16 protein-coding genes, 1 other RNA gene and 1 pseudogene are annotated in these 15360 nt (G+C 68.8%); 11 read left to right on the forward strand and 7 right to left on the reverse strand.

The genetic code is table 11. The features are described from left to right. Positions 1–3 precede the first annotated feature (3 nt). The 5 genes from GQS65_RS10825 (at position 4) to GQS65_RS10845 (ending at position 5640) form a co-directional block, all read left to right on the forward strand. Complete coding sequence (locus GQS65_RS10825) at positions 4–1299, forward strand: Hvo_1808 family surface protein (RefSeq protein ID WP_158204593.1); 1296 nt, start codon at positions 4–6, stop codon at positions 1297–1299. Between the two features lie 385 nt (positions 1300–1684). Further along, a complete protein-coding gene (locus tag GQS65_RS10830) occupies positions 1685–2827 on the forward strand; it encodes a nicotinate phosphoribosyltransferase (RefSeq protein ID WP_158204594.1) in 1143 nt (380 codons plus the stop codon). A gap of 39 nt (positions 2828–2866) precedes the next feature. Next, positions 2867–3239: RNase P RNA component (gene rnpB / locus GQS65_RS10835), an RNA gene on the forward strand. A gap of 230 nt (positions 3240–3469) precedes the next feature. After that, positions 3470–4642, forward strand: a complete 1173-nt coding sequence (locus GQS65_RS10840; protein WP_158204595.1) for a matrixin family metalloprotease — start codon at positions 3470–3472, stop codon at positions 4640–4642. A 38-nt stretch (positions 4643–4680) separates the two neighbouring features. Then, the gene (locus GQS65_RS10845) at positions 4681–5640 is read left to right on the forward strand and encodes a hypothetical protein (protein WP_158204596.1); all 960 of its coding nucleotides are present in this window, start codon (positions 4681–4683) and stop codon (positions 5638–5640) included. A 47-nt stretch (positions 5641–5687) separates the two neighbouring features. Here GQS65_RS10845 and GQS65_RS10850 read toward each other — a convergent pair whose 3' ends face one another. The 3 genes from GQS65_RS10850 to GQS65_RS10860 form a co-directional block, all read right to left on the reverse strand. Then, the gene (locus tag GQS65_RS10850) at positions 5688–6557 is read right to left on the reverse strand and encodes an ATP-grasp domain-containing protein (protein WP_158204597.1); all 870 of its coding nucleotides are present in this window, start codon (positions 6555–6557) and stop codon (positions 5688–5690) included. Between the two features lie 102 nt (positions 6558–6659). Next, entirely contained in the window at positions 6660–7190 is a 531-nt protein-coding gene (locus GQS65_RS10855) for a 50S ribosomal protein L16 (protein ID WP_158204598.1), read from the reverse strand. A 392-nt stretch (positions 7191–7582) separates the two neighbouring features. After that, the gene (locus tag GQS65_RS10860; protein WP_158204599.1) at positions 7583–7753 is read right to left on the reverse strand and encodes a PLDc N-terminal domain-containing protein; all 171 of its coding nucleotides are present in this window, start codon (positions 7751–7753) and stop codon (positions 7583–7585) included. Positions 7754–7965: 212 nt separating this feature from the next. Between GQS65_RS10860 and GQS65_RS10865 the strand changes: the two genes are divergently transcribed. The 5 genes from GQS65_RS10865 to GQS65_RS10885 all read left to right on the forward strand — a co-directional run bounded on the left by GQS65_RS10865 (position 7966) and on the right by GQS65_RS10885 (position 13033). After that, entirely contained in the window at positions 7966–9006 is a 1041-nt protein-coding gene (locus tag GQS65_RS10865; RefSeq protein ID WP_158204600.1) for a glutathione S-transferase family protein, read from the forward strand. 76 nt (positions 9007–9082) lie between these two features. Continuing rightward, a complete protein-coding gene (locus tag GQS65_RS10870; RefSeq protein ID WP_158204601.1) occupies positions 9083–10075 on the forward strand; it encodes a DUF7282 domain-containing protein in 993 nt (330 codons plus the stop codon). Positions 10076–10158: 83 nt separating this feature from the next. Next, complete coding sequence (locus GQS65_RS10875; protein WP_158204602.1) at positions 10159–11460, forward strand: DUF7405 family protein; 1302 nt, start codon at positions 10159–10161, stop codon at positions 11458–11460. A 39-nt stretch (positions 11461–11499) separates the two neighbouring features. Then, entirely contained in the window at positions 11500–11739 is a 240-nt protein-coding gene (locus GQS65_RS10880) for a hypothetical protein (protein ID WP_158204603.1), read from the forward strand. A gap of 94 nt (positions 11740–11833) precedes the next feature. After that, positions 11834–13033 carry an MFS transporter gene (locus GQS65_RS10885; RefSeq protein WP_368280062.1) on the forward strand — a complete coding sequence of 400 codons (1200 nt, stop codon included), beginning with the start codon at positions 11834–11836 and terminating at the stop codon, positions 13031–13033. 43 nt (positions 13034–13076) lie between these two features. On the opposite strand, the gene GQS65_RS10890 is transcribed toward GQS65_RS10885, so the two are convergent. Next, positions 13077–13238, reverse strand: a complete 162-nt coding sequence (locus tag GQS65_RS10890) for a hypothetical protein (protein WP_158204604.1) — start codon at positions 13236–13238, stop codon at positions 13077–13079. Positions 13239–13338: 100 nt separating this feature from the next. After that, positions 13339–13515 (reverse strand): hypothetical protein, encoded by a 177-nt coding sequence (locus GQS65_RS10895; RefSeq protein WP_158204605.1) that lies wholly within the window; start codon positions 13513–13515, stop codon positions 13339–13341. Between the two features lie 147 nt (positions 13516–13662). Between GQS65_RS10895 and GQS65_RS10900 the strand changes: the two genes are divergently transcribed. Continuing rightward, positions 13663–14502, forward strand: a complete 840-nt coding sequence (locus GQS65_RS10900) for an aldo/keto reductase (RefSeq protein ID WP_158204606.1) — start codon at positions 13663–13665, stop codon at positions 14500–14502. Positions 14503–14522: 20 nt separating this feature from the next. Here the strand turns inward: GQS65_RS10900 and GQS65_RS10905 are convergent, their stop codons facing one another. Together GQS65_RS10905 and GQS65_RS10910 are read right to left on the reverse strand one after the other, a co-directional pair. Then, positions 14523–14915 carry a hypothetical protein gene (locus tag GQS65_RS10905; protein ID WP_158204607.1) on the reverse strand — a complete coding sequence of 131 codons (393 nt, stop codon included), beginning with the start codon at positions 14913–14915 and terminating at the stop codon, positions 14523–14525. A gap of 229 nt (positions 14916–15144) precedes the next feature. Further along, a pseudogene (locus tag GQS65_RS10910) lies at positions 15145–15331 on the reverse strand (cold-shock protein); the annotation flags it as partial. Positions 15332–15360: the final 29 nt, after the last annotated feature.

The following is a 15360-nucleotide window of genomic DNA, read 5'->3' on the forward strand; positions in this document are numbered from 1 at the left end:
TCGATGCGCGTACTGCCGGCCTGCTGTGCGGTGCTCGTTGTCCTCGCGGGCTGTTCGCTCCCGGCCATCGGGCCGGGCGCACCCGAGGACCCGAACGACCGACTGGGCTACGAGGCGGGCTACACCGCCGACGCGTCGCTGTCGGTGACGACCGACGACGGCCTCAACGAGAGCGAACGCGAGGCGGTCCTCGGCCGGACGATGGCTCGCGTCGAGGAGCTTCGCGGCCTGGAGTTCGAACGGACAGTCGAGGTCGAACTCATCAGCCGCGAGGAGTACCGCTCCGGTGGCTCGTCGACGCCCGCCCCGGCCGAACGCGCGTTCGTCAACGCCCGCTGGGAGGCGCTGTTCGGCGTCGGCGAGGACGCCGACGCCACCGCCTCCTTCGAGCAGGTGTACGGCAGTTCGGTCATCGGGTTCTACTCGAACGACCGCATCGTCATCGTCAGCGACAGCGAGACGCCGCAACTCGACTCCCGGACGCTCGCTCACGAACTCCTCCACGCCCTGCAGGACCAGCATCTCGGGTTCGGCCCACGACGGACGACGTTCGACGGCTCACGCGCCCGCGAGGGTCTCGTCGAGGGCGACGCCAACTACGTCGAGACGCTGTACGAACAGCGCTGTGGCACTGAGTGGGACTGTCTCGCCGTCCCCGAGCGCCCCGAGTCGCCGGGGTCGTTCAACCGCGCCATCTACGGAGCCATCATCCAGCCGTACGTCGAGGGGCCGCGGTTCGTCCGCACCATCCACGACCGAGGGGGCTGGGAGGCGGTGAACGACGCCTACGAGCGGTTCCCCGAGAGCACCGAACAGACCATCCACCCCGAGCGCTACCCCGACGAACCGGTCGCGGAGGTGACCGTCGAGGACCGCTCGGCCGCGGCGTGGGAGCGTATCGAGCGTGACCGGCAGACCGACCGGCTGGGCGAGGTGGCCGTCTACACGATGTTCCAGACCAACGACTTGCTGGAGGACCACGAGCGCTACAACTACTCCCACCCGGCGTCGACGGGGTGGGCCGGTGACCGCCTCGTCCCCTACACCAACGCCGAGACGGGCGGGGCGGGCTACGTCTGGCGACTGACGTGGGACTCGCCGAGCGAGGCCCGCGAGTTCGCCGACGCTTACCGCGAACTGCTCCGCTCGAAGAACGCGACCAGCGAGGGCGGCGACGTGTTCGTGATTCCCACGGGGCCGTACGCCGACGCCTTCCGGGTGACGGTGGACGGCGACACGGTCACCGTCGTCAACGCGCCGACGCGCGAGGAGTTGGACGCGGTCTACTCCCACAACTGAGCGCACACGTTTCCTTCGTCGACGGTCGACTCGTCACGAGCGAGTCCGCACCGGCGGTCGTCGTGTGAACTGTCGACTCGTCCTGGTGTTCGGCCTCTCGGGAGTCTATTGATACGATTTCGAGGACGTGTCTGCCGGACGTCTGACGCGCTCACGAACCCCTGTCTTTCAACTGGAAAGACACGTCCGGCGGTCGGGTGCGCTCGTGCGGTGGCGGGTCTGCCGACGGCTCCCGAGACCTCGGGAGCCGTTCGAGTCACTCGGCCGAGGCGTGGGTGGTGACGCCGACGCCTCGGTCGCCCCGTCCTTCGCGGTCGCACGGCACCCCGTCGTGGGGACGAACCCACCCGTTTGATTGCTCCATGGCGCGTACCGCTCGTCATCCATGTTCGACATCGTCTCTCCCGAGGCCATCCGGTCGGGGGACGCGACCGACGCCTACTTCGACCGGACGGTCGCCGCCCTCGACCACGCGGGCCGCGACCCCCACGTCGTCGCCGAAGTGACGGCCGACCAGTTCCCCGACGGCGGTTTCGAGGTGTTCGCCGGCGTGGAGGACGCCGCCGAACTCCTCTCGGGACTCGCCGTCGCCGTCGACGCGCTCCCCGAAGGGACGCTGTTCGACGGCGGCCCCGTGATGCGTATCGAGGGCACCTACACCGAGTTCGCCCGGTTCGAGACCGCCCTCCTCGGATTCCTCTCTCACGCCTCCGGTGTCGCCACGAACGCGCTGAAAGCCCGCCGTGCGGCCCCCGACGCTTCGCTGCTCTCGTTCGGTGCCCGACACGTCCACCCCTCTATCGCCGCGATGGTCGAGCGCTCGGCGCTGGTCGGCGGCTTCGACGGCTTCTCGCACGTCGCCGCCGGTGAACTCCTGGGTCGGGAGGCGTCGGGGACGATGCCCCACGCGCTGGTCATCTGCTTCGGTCCGGGCGAACAGGAGGCGGCGTGGGAGGCGTTCGACGCCGCCGCGCCCGAGGGGACGCCCCGAATCGCGCTCTGTGACACCTACACCGACGAGACCGACGAGACGCTTCGTGCCGCCGAGACCATCGACCTGGACGGCGTCCGCCTCGACACGACCGGCTCCCGACGGGGGGACTTCCGCCACATCGTCCGCGAAGTGCGCTGGAAACTCGACGCGGCGGGCTACGAGGATGTCGAGGTGTTCTGCTCGGGTGGCCTCGGCCCCGCCGAACTCCGCGAGTTGCGTGACGTGGTCGACGGCTTCGGCGTCGGCGGGTTCGTCTCGAACGCCGACCCCGTCGACTTCGCACTGGACATCGTCGACGTCGAGGGCGAGGCGGGTGCCAAACGCGGCAAACTGCCCGGTCGGAAGGCCGTCTACCGGACCGCCGACGGCGAGCACCTCGTGGTTCCGGACGACGAGACGCCACCCGAGGCCGCCGAGTCGCTCCTCGAACCGCTCGTCCGGGACGGCGAGGTGGTCGCGGAGTTCGACGTCGACGCGGCGGCGGAGCGGGCCGCGACGGACGCCGAGCGCGTCGGCTTCGACGAAGCCGAGTAACCGAACGATTTAGGCCGCGCTACCGGCTAGGGACGCTCGGGCAGCGAGTGACCGGCCACCGTGGCGTCCGTGCCAGCGGGCACGCGACGCAAACGAGGAAAGTCCCCCCACCGGCCGGGCAGGCGACCGGGCACAAGCCCGGGACGGGAGACCGTCGGCTATGGAACAGAAACGAGACCCCTCTTCCGGACCGATGAGGTGCGCGAAGTGATTCGTGAGATGACCGAGTGAACCCACCGAGGGCCGTCGTGCGACTTCGCACGCGACGGAAGAGAACGGATGGAACGGCGAACCCTCGCCGGTGCAAGCCCGCGACGTCGAGGTAGCCCGGCAGACGACCGATACGGTCGGCCTGTCGCGGGCGCTCAGCCGAATGCCGGTTCGAACAGAAGGGGGCTTACGGCTCGCAGCCCACCACCTTTTACTGCGTGAGCGGCTGCGCCGCTCACTGGTAAAAGCTGGACCAAAAGCCCGCGTCGTCCCCTTCGGGGACTCCTCGGCCCGCTCGCTCGTTACACTCGCTCACGGTGGGTTAGCTGGCTTCCGGTGTCTGTCTCACCTGCTGTCGCCACCGAATCCGTCCTCGACCCGTCGACAGCACACCCACAAGGGTCATTCCGCTCGCCGTGGTACAGTGTGTAGATGACGAGACGGGTCACCGCGCTCGCCCTCCTCTGCTGTGTCGTGCTCGCGGGCTGTTCTGCCCCTGTCACGCTCCCGGGCGTCGGCGAGACGGACGTCGACACCGGCACGGTGAGTGATCGCCCTTCGACACCGGAGACGGGTCGCGACCGGACGTCGACACCGTCGTCGTCGGAACCGACCGGCGACTCGACGCCGTCGACTCCCCGACCGGACGCGACCACCGTGACGCCGAGCGCCACGACGACGGACGGGACCCGAGAACCGGCCGTCGAATCACGCGAGAACCCCTACGGCGAGGGGACGCTGACCGTCGCTATCGACGCACGGAACGTCTCCGCGGACCGTGACGTCCGACCCGTCGTCCGCGAGGCGCTGGCGTACTGGGAGGCCAACGCCGAGCGCTACGCCGGCTACCCCATCGACTACGAACTGCTGGACGGGAGCGACACGACGGACGCGGACGTGGTCGTTCGCTTCGTATCGGACATCCGGAACTGCGGCCGCGAACAGCACGTCGCCGGCTGTGCCCCCTACGTCACCGACGGGCCGGTCCAGCGCCCCGCGCTCGTCCGCATCCAGACGGGCTACGACGACGACTCGACGCGACTCGTCCTCGAACACGAACTCGGGCACACGCTGGGTCTCGGTCACGACGACGCACCGAGCGCCGTGATGTCGGCGACGACGGTGCTCACGACGCTGCCCCGGACCGACGCCAGCGACCGGGCGCTCGCGTGGAACGACTCGACGCTCTCGGTGTTCGTCGACTACGGCGGCGTCGAGGACCGCGAGGCCACCGAACGGCAGGTGACGGCCGCGTTGGAGTACTTCGCCGACGGGGCCGAGGGTACGGTCCCCGAGAACGTCTCGTTCGTCCGGGCGGCCGACGCCGAGCGTGCAGACGTGGTGATTCGGTTCACCGAGGAGTCGCCCTGTGGCGCGACGCCGGGGTCCTGTGGGCGCGTCGGCGGGTTCGACCCCGACGGCGACGGCGCACTGGAGTCGTACTCGAAGCTCCAGATCACGCTCGCCTCGCTCGACACCGACGCCGTCGCGTGGCACGTCGGCCGCTGGCTGGGTCTCGGCTTGGGTCTCGAAGACGAGGAGTACCCCGACCCGCTCCGCGCGTCGGCGTCCTACGACGAACGCCGCAGCGAGTGGTGGCGCTGACGTCCGGACTTTTACTCTCCCCGCCCGGATACGGTCTCGTGTCCCCTCCATCCGACGGTTCGTCCGACCGTTCGGGGTCCTCCGACATCCCCCGTCACCCGTCCGGGCCGGTCGACCCCGCCCCTGTCGAGTGGCGCTACGACCCGACCACGGTCCGCTGGCTTCGCGGTGTCGCCGCGGTCCGAACGGCGCTGGTGAGTACCGCGACGGCGCTCGTCGTGGCCGTGCTGGCGGCGCTCGTCGGCCTCGCGAGCCTGTTCGTCGACGGTGTCCCAGACACCGACGGCGTGGCCGTCGTCCTGGTCTCGCTCGCGTTCGGTCTCGTCCGCGTGGCGCTCTCGCCAATGGGCGTCCTCCTGATTTCGCGGACCGAACGGGAGCGAATCGCCTCGACGGGAGTCCTCGCCGTCTCCGACGGGGTCGGCCCGCGGCCGTTCTCGCGGCGTCGTCTCGCCGTCGCCGTCCTCGGCGCACTGGTCGTCGTCACGGCGGCGTGGCTGTGGCTCCCGGCGGTACTCGCTCTCGTCGCCGTCGGTGTCGTCGCCGCACTCGTCGTCGGCGTCGTCTCGACTGCGGGCCGCCTCGACCCGGAGCGCCGGACGTACACCCTCCACGCCGGCGGCGAGCGGTCGTTCGCCGGACTCTCGGGACACGCCCGCCACCGACTCGGGCCGCTGGTGCTGTTCCGACTGCACTACCCGCGACGACCGGGGCGTCTCACGAAACTCCAGCGCGTGCTGGTTCCGGCAACCGACGCCCCCGCCGTGACGGCGGTGCTCGAACACGCCGCGACGACGGGGCGGTCGAGGACGACCGACGACGCGTCCCGGTCGTCGAACCGGACCGTGACGCTCGTCGCAGGTGCGATGGGCCTCGCGCACGTCGTCGGGGCGGCGCTCGCCGTCGGCCTTCTCGGCGGCGTCCTCGGCTGGTATCTCGCGGCTATCGGCGTGACGGTCGGCCTGCTGTTGCTCTCCGTCGCCGTCTTCGAGGGCTGAAGCGGACGGGCGCGGTGTCACCGTCGGTTCGCTCTCTCTTGGCTCGCTCACTCGACCTGCGAGCGAATCAGCGCCGCGAAGTCGTCGTAGAAGCCGGGGTCGTACTTCGTCTCGTCGTCGACGGTCGGCCGGGCGTTCGTCTCGCCGACGACGACCCGGTCGTCGGTCACGAGCAGGTCGACGCCGAGGTAGTCGACGCCGAGTGCCGCCGCCGCGTCCTCGGCGACGGTTCGCAACTCCCTCGGCAACGAGACCCCCTCTGCGACCGCCCCACGGTGGACGTTGTGCTTCCACTGGCCGGCCGCTCGCGCGTCCTCCGAGAGACGACGCTCGACGCCCCCGACGCAGTCGCCGTCGACCACCATCGCCCGGTAGTCACGCGCCTCGGGGAGGAACTCCTGGACGAGGAACGACTTGTCGCCGGTCGCGCGGTAGTCGTGGACCAGCGAGAGGTAGTCGGTGACGCCGAGAAACGAGTCCGCGTCGTGGACCTTCGTGATACCCGTTCCTCGGGTGGTGGAGTTCGGCTTGACGACCACCGGCCGGTCGAACCGCTCGAACGTGTCTCGCAGGTGGTCGTCGTCCACGGGGTTCGAGACGACGACGCTCTCGGGGACCGGCACGCCCGCCCGCGACAGGCGGGCCAGCGCCTCACCTTTGTGCCGCGAGCGCAGCATCGCCTCCCGGTCGTTGACCCACGGCACGTCGAGCAGGGCGTCGACGACGCCACCCTCCGCGAGTCGGGAGGGGTAGACCAGTCCGACGTCGAACTCGCCGAGGTCGGTCGACTCCTCGCCGCCGAGCGCGAACGTCCGCTCGTCGGTCGGGACGTACCCCACCTCGATACCGCGCTCGGCCAGCGGGTCGGCCACGCGCTCGAACGTCTCGGCGTCGGTCGTCATCGCCAGCCGGAGCATACGCTATCCGGGGTGGGAGAACGCAAAAAGATAGGTTTCGGTCGCTACGAGACGAGAAGCTCCTCGCCGCGTCCGTCGGGACGGAGCGAAGAACCGCTGGGTCTACGAAACCAGCAGTTCTTCGCCGCGTTCGACCTTGATGCGACACGGCGGCGTGATCTTGTTGTACGCACGGCGGAAGGCGTCCTTGACGACTGGAGCCTGTTCGGGCGTACACCACGCGGTGAACAGCTGTTCACCCTCGTAGACGCGGGCGGCGGTGCCGACGATCTTCCCGAACGAGAGGCGCATCCCGTCGGAGACACGGTCCGCACCCGCACCGGTCGCCTGCTTGTTCTCCCGGAGCACCTGGTGGGGGAACTTCCGGAGGATCATCTTGTAGTTCTTCTCGCCCAGCTCCTTGATGAGGTGGCGGTTCGCCGAGAGGCGCGAGGCCTCCAGCGAGCCGTGACGGAGCTGGACGGACTCTTCGACGACGAGACTGATCTGGACCGGGTAGTCGTCGGGGTCGGCCTCGATGTCGCCCATCTTGTGCTGGGCGATCTTCGAGCCGGGAATCCCCGTGATGTACTCGCGCCGGGTGTACGGCGGCTTGTCGATGTCCCGGTACATCGAGGCGGGTTTATCGGCCATATTACGTAACGCGAGGCGCAGTTCGTGGTTAAAGCCTTCGAACCCACTTTTTGCTGCGCTCGCGGGCTGGTAACACGACTCGCTTCGCTCGTCGGTTACCAGCCGGCTCGCTGGCAAAACCTCTCCCAGCGAGCGAAGCTCCTGGGAGCCTGCGAGACGCTCCGCGTCTCGCAATGGGACTAAAAGCCGGCGTCGCCCCCTTCGGGGGCTCCTTGGCCCGCTCGCTCACTGCGTTCGCTCGCGGCACAGTGCGCTCGTGCCCGTACTTGGTTGGGAACCAATCACTGCATCTTCTCAGGTCGCTATTGGCCGGACGAGGTAGTTGGGTCTGTGCAGCACATCTAAATTCTCGGTGCTAAGCAAGCAGTGAACGAAGGGTCGCAGCAGAACCCCTACGACAAGACAACGTCGTACGAGAAGTAGAACAGTGCGCCGAAGAAACCGAAAACAAGCCCGACGACACCCCAAAGGGGGGCGAACCGGTCGTGGCGGGTCGCATCCTTGAACAGCACGACCGCTATCGCAATGTTGAGGAGGATGATGGCGACGTTTACTGGCTCCATAGTTAAGCAACGAAGTAGGCGAAGAAAACCTCTTGGCTACGCGTCGCTCTACGAGAAGGGCTGAAGGCGAGAGACGCCACGAGCGGCGTTCGATTCGAGCGTAGACTGTATTGAGGGCTCGGATAGCTGGCGTGGCTGTGAGAACTGGTCGTTCGGTAACACTCGTGTCCGTAGGGTGCTTATGAATCTGTGGTGTGTATTGCGGTCTACCGATGGTCAACATGTTCGTCGACGGCGAGTGGCGCACCGACGCGTACGAACTGGCCGACGACGACGGCGAGTTCGACCGCGACGAAACCAGCTTCAGGAACTGGGTCGGCGGCGAGCGGGTACGCGACGGCGAAGACCCGGACCCCGACGCCGAGTTCCCCGTCGAATCCGGGCGCTACCACCTCTACGTCTCGTACGCGTGTCCGTGGGCGCACCGAACGCTCGTCACGCGGGCGCTGAAGGGACTGGAGGACGCCGTCAGCGTGGACGTCGTCGACCCGTACCGCGACGACGACGGCTGGCAGTTCACCCCCGAGAAGGAGGGCTGTACCGAGGACACGGTCAACGGCTTCGACTACCTGCGCGAGGCGTACGTCGCGGCCGACGAGAACTACACCGGGCGCGTCTCGGTGCCGGTGCTGTGGGACAAGAAGCAGGACACCATCGTCAACAACGAGTCCGAGGAGGTGATGCGGATGCTCGACGTGGCGTTCGACGACCTGGCGACGCGCGACGTCGACCTCTACCCCGAGGGCCACCGCGAGGACGTCGACCGCGCCATCGAGGAGATATACGACCCCATCAACAACGGCGTCTACCGCGCCGGGTTCGCCGAGACCCAGGAGGCCTACGAGCGTGCGGTCGGCGACCTGTTCGACGCGCTCGACCGCTGGGAGGCGGTGCTGGGCGAGCAGCGGTATCTCGTGGGCGACGTACTCACCGAGGCCGACGTGGCGATGTTCACGACGCTCGTCCGCTTCGACGACGTCTACCACACGCACTTCAAGTGCAACCGCCGGAAGGTCGCGGAGTACCCCAACGTCTGGAACTACCTGTGCGAACTGTACCAGTTGCCGGGCGTCGCCGAGACGGTCCACATGGACCACATCAACGAGCACTACTACACGACCCACACCGACGTCAACCCCAAGCGAATCGTCGCCGTGGGGCCGGCCCACGACTTCTGGGCAGACCACGACCGGAGTCGACTGGCTGGCGGGCCGCCCGACGCGCTCTCGGGCCGTACACCCGCGGACGACTGAGCGCCCCGACGCTCCCCGACTCACTGCCGGCCGGCCCGCCGCTAACCCTTTTCGGCCCGCACTCGTAGCCCCTCCAATGCGTCGCCCGTTCGTCCTCGCGGTGGTCTGTCTCGTCGTCGCCGCGACGGTCCCCCTCCCGGTCAGCGCCCACTCGAACCACCTCACCACCACCAGCCAGGTGACGAGCGACGGTACCGTCACCGTCGAGACGGTGTTCGTCTCCCAGCGTGCCCACCTCGTCGTCCACGCGAACGACGACGGCGAGATGGGGGAGGCGCTCGGGTCGCGTCCGCTCACCCCCGGCGGCCTCCAGCGGAACGTCGAGGTGGCCATCGACGACGATGTGTGGGCCGACTGGGGGGAGAACCGCTCGGTGTGGGTCGCACTCCACGCCGACGACGGCGACGGGCAGTACGACGCCGACGATCCGGTGTTCACCCTGTTCGACCGACCGGTCGCCGAGCGCGTGACCGTCGGGAAGGGCGACGCGGCGCTCGTCACCGGACGGGGCTTCTACGGTCAGACGACGAGCGGCCCCGACCTCTCGGTCGGTCGCGTGACGATCCCCGACGACGGGTTCCTCGTGGTTCGTGACGACGAGACCGACCGCGTCGTCGGCACGCAGGCAGTCGACGCCGGAACTCACGAGGCCCTCACCGTAGGGCTGGACGAGTCGTACTACGCCGAGCAGAGCGGCGGGTTCAGCGTCCGTGCACAGGTGTACCTCGACGACGGTGACGGGACGTTCGACGACGCCGACCGACTCGTCCGTGCGGGTGACGCTCCGGTCGAGACGACGCTCCCGGTGTCGTTCGGCGGGAGCGGACGGAACGAGACGGGCGATGGAGCGGGGGTGGTCACGCCGGGCGACCCGGAGGTGAACACGCCCGCGGAGACGACCGGTGACGCCTCGCCCGGTCCGACCGACACGGCGACGGTCGGCACCGACGACTCGACGCCCGACACGGACGCATCGACGGGCACCGGTCCAGGATTCGGCGTGGTCGTCGCCCTCGTCGCCGCAGTCCTCGCATCGCTGGTCTGGTTCGGTACTCGAACTCGTCCGTGATACCGAAAGGACCTTTCTCGGCGGTCGGCTATCGGTGACATGGTCCGTCCTCGCCGCCCCCCGTCGCCCGAGGTGGTTCGCTGATGTCCGACGAGGGCCTCCCGCGCCGCGAGTTCCTCAAGGCTGCCGTCGCAGTCGGTGGCGCGAGCGCGCTGTCGGCGTGTCTCGACCTCGCGGGCGGGGCGGACGCGGAACCGGTCCCCACCGGCACCGACCCCGCCTCGCTCCCCGCCCGCCAGTTCGCGTGGAACGACCGCATCCGCCACGACGACCACGGCAACGACCTCCTGCCGACTCACCAGACGCTGTGGTATCTGACCCTCCCCGGTGACGGTCCGCCCGACGCCGACGCTCGTGAGAGCGTCGAGAGCGCCGTCTCGACGCTCGACCGAGCGTACGAACGCTCCCACGAGGGCCTGCTGTACTCCATCGCGTACTCGCCGGCGTACTTCGAGCGGTTCGACGAGTCCCTCCCCGAGAGCGTCGACCTGCCTGCACCCCGCCGCCTCTCGGCGTTCGAGCAACCGACACTCGACACGCAGGACGCCCTCCTCCACCTCGCCAGCGACCGGGCGGACGCGCTGCTCGAAGCCGAGCAGGCGCTCCGCGGCGAGGTCGACACCGCGAACGGCGTCGAGGTGGAGACGGCGCTCACCGACGTGCTCGACCTCGACGACCGCCGCACGGGGTTCGTCGGTCCCGGCCTGCCCCGACAGAAGGCCGAGGAGACCGACCTCAACGGCGTCCCAGAGGACAACCCCATCCCCGAGGAGTCGCCGCTGTTCATGGGGTTCGCCGCCGGCTTCCAGCAGAACCAGGCGACGGAAGACTACGTCGCTATCCCGGAGGGGCCGTTCGCCGACGGGACGACGAAACACGTCGCCAACATCCGCCAGCGCCTCGACGACTGGTACGGCGAGCAGGACTTCGACCAGCGGGTGACGGAGATGTTCAGCCCACAGCACACCGAGCAGGGCCTCGTCGAAGGCGTCGGGGAGAGTCTCGGCGACGACAGCGGTATCGACCGGTTTCTCGATTCGGTCGTCGAGGACGCGGAGGAGTTCGGGCGGGTCGGCCACGCACAGAAGGCCGCACGTGCCAACCGCGACTCGGAGGGGAACGTCCGTCTGCTGCGGCGGCACTTCGAGTCCACGGACGACGACGTGGCGAGCCTCCACTTCCCGTCGCTCCAGCGAGGCATCTCGGCGTTCGAGGAGGTTCGCACCGCGATGAACGGCGAGGACGCGACGCAGGCGACACCCGCGGTCCGCCAGCGCGTCAACAACGGCATCCTGGAGTACATCTTCGTCCGCAACCGCGGGAACTTCCTCGTCCCGCCACGCGAGTCGCGTGCGCTCCCGACGCCGACCGGCAGCGCGGAGTGAGAAGCGAAACCGAGTAACCCTCTGCCGACAATCGACGGCATGCCCGACCCGTTCTCGCAGAACCCACGCTTCCGGAAGTTCGCACTGTATCGCAGCGAGGACGCCACCGGCGTCTCCGGCACCGGCGTCGTCGCCTACGGCGTCCAGTTCCCGCCACCGAACGGGAAGTGTGTCATCGCGTGGACCACCGACGTGGCGAGCCTGAACATCTACGACAACATCCGCGAGGTCCAGGAGATTCACGGCCACGAAGGCGGCACCGAAATCCTCTGGGAGTAGTCGACTCGCCGTCTGTCGCACCGCCGACGCTCGCCGTCTGTCGTGGCCGCCGGACCGAGCGTGTGTTTTTCCCTTCGGTGACCGAGTGGTCGGTGTGACTCTCGACCCGAAGTGGCGGGCGCTCGCCCTGCTCGCCGTCGCCGAACTGTTCGTCATGTCGCTGTGGTTCAGCGCGTCGGCCGTCGCGCCGGACCTCGTCGCCGCGTGGGACCTCTCGGCGGTCGAACGGGCGTGGCTCACCAACGCCGTGCAGGTCGGGTTCGTCGTCGGGGCACTGCTCAGCGCGGCGCTCACGCTGTCGGATACCCTCCAACCGCGCGTACTGGTCGCCGTCTCGGCGTGGGTCGGCGCGGCCGCCACGCTCGCCATCGCACTGGTCGTCGACGGTGCGCTCCCGGCCATCGCCCTCCGGTTCCTGACCGGCGTCGCACTCGCCGGGGTCTACCCGCCGGGGATGAAACTCGTCGCGGGGTGGTTCCGGGCGCGACGCGGCCTCGCCATCGGGACGCTCGTCGGCGCGCTCACGGTCGGCTCTGCCCTCCCACATCTCCTGCGTGCGGTCGGTGGGGTGGGTCGTCCGCAAGCCGTCCTCCTCGGTGCGGCCGGTCTCGCCGTCGTCGGTGGCCTGCTCGCGCTTCGTGTCGAACAGGGTCCCTACCAGGCACCGACCGCGCCGTTCGACCCGCGGGCGGTCCGTCGCCTGCTGAGCGACCGCCCGTCGCTGCTGGCGAACCTCGGCTACTTCGGGCACATGTGGGAGCTCTACGCCGTCTGGACGTGGATTCCGGCCTACCTCGCGGCGAGCGCGGCGGTCGGGTCGCCGCGACTCGCCTCGGGACTCGCCTTCCTCACCATCGGGGTGGGGGCGGTGGGTGCGGTGGTCGCGGGGAGCGTCGCCGACGACGTCGGCCGGACGACGGTGACGAGCGCGAGCATGGTCGTCTCGGGGGCGGCGTGTCTCGGAGCGGGCGTGCTGTTCGACGCGCCGCTGGTCGCCCTCGTCCCGTTTCTCGTCGTCTGGGGGGCGACCATCGTGGCGGACTCCGCGCAGTTCTCGGCGGCACTCACCGAACTCGCGGAGGCGGAGTACGTCGGGACCGCACTGACGCTCCAGACGGCGGTGGGGTTCCTCGTGACGACGGTGTCGATTCAGGTGACGCCGCTGCTCGCCGAGGCGGTGGGGTGGCGGTGGGCGTTCGCACCGCTCGTCGTCGGACCGGTGGTGGGGACGGCGGCGATGCTCAGGTTACGAGGGCTGCCCGCAGCGCGAAAACTGGCGGGTGGACGAGGCTGACGGGGTCGGGCGGACGGGACCGACCCGCCGCGACCGACGGGTTCTACCGGTAGCTGCCGACCCACCGACAGTCAGTGCAGGTGACGAGACCCTGCCCCTCGACGAGCGACTCCGCGCAGTCGGGGCACGTCGTGGCGTCGCGCGCGAGCGCGTCGCCGTCGGTTTCCGCTGGAGTGCGCCGTCGGTGCTGGAGCGTCGTGGACATATCCGTAGACGGTTACTACGGACGTATAAACTCGCGCACTAGTCTCGTAATACGCTGCCACGACCCTCCCTGGTGATAATATCCCTTAGGGACGGGCTGTCTAGACAGCGCCTCTCGGGGGGCCCGTCGGCTCGGGTTCCGGTTCCGTGGAGACGAGCGAGTCCGGAGTCGACTCCACGCCCAGCACGCGTTCCATCAGGACGATACCGACGGCTCCGACGCCAGTGAGAGCGCCGAGCGTCACGAGTGTGAGGACGAACGCGGCCAGTTCGGTCATGGTAGTCAATGACTCACGCGGAAGCAAAAGGCTGTCTCCAGTGTCCCAGTGGTGCGACACTCTCGACGTGCGACGGGGCGGTCGGGAGTGGCGGTGGACGTTGCCACTGCGCCAACGGCTTTGGGTCGTCGGGCCGCACCTCCGTCGATGAGCGAAAACCAGAGCGGCACGTTCGACATCGGTGGCGAACTGACCGTCAACCGACTCGGCTTCGGCGCGATGCGCCTCTGTGGCGAGGACATCGTCGGCCCGCCCGACAGCGAGGAGAACGCGCGGGCCGTCCTCGAACGGGCGGTCGAACTCGGCGTCGACTTCATCGACACCGCCGACTCCTACGGCCCCGGCGTCAGCGAACGCCTCATCGGCGAGACGCTCGAACCCGCCGAGACCGTCGTCGCCACCAAGGCCGGCCTGCTCCGGAACCGCGAGGGCGACTGGCTGCCCCACGGCGACCCCGACTTCATCCGCAACCAGCTACTCTGCTCGCTCGACCGACTCCGGACCGACACCATCGACCTCTATCAGTTCCACCGCCCGGACCCCGACACCGACTTCGAGGAGTCCGTGACGACGTTCGCCGAACTGAAAGACGAGGGGATGGTCCGCCACGTCGGCCTCTCGAACGTCTCGGTCGAGCAGTTGGAGACCGCCCGCGACCACGTCGAGGTGGCGACCGTCCAGAACCGCTTCTCGATCGGCGACCGGGAGGCGGACGACGTCCTCGAGGCCTGCGAGGAGTACGGCGTCGGCTTCGTCCCGTGGTTTCCGCTCGGTGCAGGGGACCTCGGTGAGAAGGCGTCGGTCGTCGCCGACGTCGCCGACGCCCACGACGCCTCGCAGATGCAGGTCGCGCTCGCGTGGCTGCTGCGTCACTCCGACGTCGTCCTCCCCATCCCCGGCACGTCGAGCGTCGAGCACCTCGAGGAGAACGTCGCTGCCTCGTCGCTCGACCTCACCGACGACGAGTACGCCCGACTCAGCGAGTAGTCCCACACCGCTCCCGGGAGTCACAACCGCTCTTCTCGACGGCGGAACCGCGTGAGGTTCGCCGTCCGCACCGCCGCGACGCCCGCCATCCCGCCGACGGCGGCGATGGTCAACCCGACGTTGAACAGCGTCACCAGCGATAGCTCCGGGGAGAACCAGGCGACGAACAGTCCGGTCAGCACCGACCGGACCGCCAGCGCGACGCCGAGACTCGTCGCCGCACCGACGAGTGCCGCACGCGTCCAGCGGTACTCGCGGCGCATGTCCCCCGGTTCGTAGTGGACCGGCGAGAGCCCGAGCAACAGCGCCTGGAGGTACCGAACGAGCGCGCGCCAGGAGTCGCGTACGCTCGCTCGAACCGTCGGGCGAAACTGCTGGTCGAGCGACGAGGCATCGCGAGGTCCGACCGCCATCGTGGCCGTCCGTTCACCGTCGACCGTTATCAATCTCAGTCAGACGCCCGTCGGTCACGACGTGGCCGCGGGGGACCGAGCGACGGACGCTCCATCGGACGGTCCGACGGGACGCATCACGCCGGCAGCATCGCTCGACGGACCTGCCGGACTCGACACGGTCCGCGGACGCGTCGCTGAGCGTCGAAAAATACCGAGAATCGTAGTTCGTCGTTCGAGACGACGTGTCTTACAGGCGGGTGACGTTGGTCGCGCGTGGACCCTTGTCGGCCTGCTCGATGTCGAACTCGACCTCCTGGCCCTCTTCGAGGTCGGGACCGCCGACGTCCTCCATGTGGAAGAAAACGTCCATCGTCCGCGTCGTCGTCTCGATGAACGATACCGCCAGTGTCGTTGAAGAAGTCAACGTCTGCCTTTCGCCATTACCTCGTGAACGGAACGGCTA

The organism is Halomarina oriensis (assembly GCF_009791395.1).
In the GTDB taxonomy this organism is placed as follows: domain Archaea; phylum Halobacteriota; class Halobacteria; order Halobacteriales; family Haloarculaceae; genus Halomarina; species Halomarina oriensis.